At 77.5% G+C, this 1,860-nt stretch carries 2 protein-coding genes; one reads left to right on the top strand and one right to left on the bottom strand.

Going from position 1 to position 1,860, the window contains the following annotated elements:
* Positions 1–106: 106 nt before the first annotated feature.
* Entirely contained in the window at positions 107–421 is a 315-nt protein-coding gene (locus ACRYR9_RS19630) for a hypothetical protein (protein ID WP_432493998.1), read from the top strand.
* A gap of 10 nt (positions 422–431) precedes the next feature.
* Here ACRYR9_RS19630 and ACRYR9_RS19625 read toward each other — a convergent pair whose 3' ends face one another.
* Entirely contained in the window at positions 432–1,706 is a 1,275-nt protein-coding gene (locus ACRYR9_RS19625; protein ID WP_432493996.1) for an LCP family protein, read from the bottom strand.
* Positions 1,707–1,860: the final 154 nt, after the last annotated feature.

Raw genomic sequence — 1,860 nt, 5'->3', positions numbered from 1 at the left:
CGGGGGTGGCTGCGGCCACCCCCGCGCCCCGCGCCGTTCCCGGGCGGCGGTACCGGGCGGCGCGCACCGCCGGGCGGGTGGGCCGGGGCGGTGCCAGGATCGGTGCATGGCCGACGAGCAGACCGACGTCCTCGACCTGGACCGACTGGCGCACGCCGTGCTCGCCATGGACCCCGTCGAGCTCCGCCGGCTGGTGGAGCGGGAGGACGGCGGCCCGTGGCTGGCGGGACCGGGCCGGGGGGACGGGCGCGAGCTCGCCGTGTTCCCCGCCGTGGGCGGCCGCGGGGGGACGGTGGCGCGCACCGACGCGGTCGAGCTCGTCAGCCGCGTCCTCGACCACCGCCTCGACGAGGGGTCCCTCGACGAGCAGCAGCACGACCAGATGCTCACCGAGGCCATCGCCGGCCTCACGATGCTCTGACCCCCCGCGCTCAGGACGTCGTCAGCGAGCGCAGCGCCTCGGTGTCGTCGGCCTGCAGGTCCGCGAACATCTCCAGCGCCCGCTCGGTGTCCCACTTCACCGCCAGGCCGGAGGAGGTGCGCAGGTTCGCGTTCGACACCGGGACGGTCATGGAGATCCCGTCCTCGCCGGTCGCCGAGCGCATCCCCCGCGCGAACGTCAGCAGCGCCGCCGGGGACGCGTCCTCGTCGACGCTGACGGCACCGCCGGCCGCCGCCGCCAGCGAGAACGCCCGGAACGGGTTCAGCAGCGTCGCCGGGGACGCCGCCCGCGCGACGATGGCCGCCAGCAGCTCGCGCTGACGCTGCGCACGGCCCAGGTCGCCGGCGGGGTCGGAGTAGCGGTAGCGCGCGTAGCCCAGGGCCGTGGCGCCGTCCATCGTCTGGCAGCCGGCCTCGATGTCCAGGCCGGCGCGCACGTCCTGCACCGCGGCCTGCGGGCACATCTCCACACCGCCCACAGCGTCCACGATCTCGGCGAACCCGGCGAAACCCGTCTCCACGTAGTGGTCGACCCGCAGCCCCGAGACCTGCTCCACGGTCTGCGTCAGCAGCGGTGCGCCACCCAGGGAGAACGCCGCGTTGATCTTCCCGGAACCGTGGCCGGGGATCGGGACGTAGGAGTCGCGCGGCACGCTGATCAAGGCGGACGGACCGGACTCCGGCACGTGCAGCAGCATGATCGTGTCGGTGCGCTGCCCGAGGATGTCGTCCCCTCCGGCGGAGTACTGCGCCAGGTCCTCGGCGCTCATGCCGTCGCGGGAGTCGCTGCCGACGATCAGGTAGGTGGTGCCCGGGGTGTCCGCCGGGCGCTCACCCGCCGGGGCGGCCGCCACGTGCTGCACCGCCGACCAGCCGCGCCAGCCCAGGGCCAGCGGGTACGCCACCACCAGGACGGCCACCAGCGCCAGGACCGCCAGCCGACGCCGTCGCCGCACTGCGCTGCCCCGCGGTGCGTGCGGTGGTGCGCCGGCGGGCGCGGGACGGGGAGCCCCCTGCCCCGGCTGCTCCTGCCCTCCCGGCCGGCTCAGCTCGGCGAGCCGCTGCTCGCGCCCCGGGGTCTGCGCCGCGGCGCGCGCCGGGCGGCGGCGCGCGGGGCGCCCGTAGGTCGTGGCGGTGTAGCCCGCCCTGCCGGCCTGCGGCGCGGGGGGCGCGTCCGCACCGGGCGGTCGCACCGCGGTGGGCCGCCCGGGGACCCGGCCTCGCGAGGGCTGCGCCGGGTCGGGGGTGGGGGGCTGCACGGGCACCCGACCACAGTAGGGCCCGGCCGCGCCGCTCACGGGGAACCTGCCCGCGTCCTCGCCAGGTCCCCCTCAGGCCCTCGCGCCGGCCCCGGCGGACCCGCGCACTTCCCTCACACCCGCGCCATCCCCGCGGTGGTCGAGGGGGTCGCGACCCCCT

This window comes from Kineococcus auxinigenes (assembly GCF_050871525.1).
Lineage (GTDB): Bacteria > Actinomycetota > Actinomycetes > Actinomycetales > Kineococcaceae > Kineococcus.
The sequence above is the reverse complement of the archived record's forward strand: the minus strand, read 5'-3'. Positions and strand labels throughout refer to the sequence as shown.

Bases quoted from the DNA above. Each gene is read 5' to 3' on its own strand.
- ACRYR9_RS19630 (WP_432493998.1), top strand. From the start codon at position 107: ATGGCCGACGAGCAGACCGACGTCCTCGACCTGGACCGACTGGCGCAC.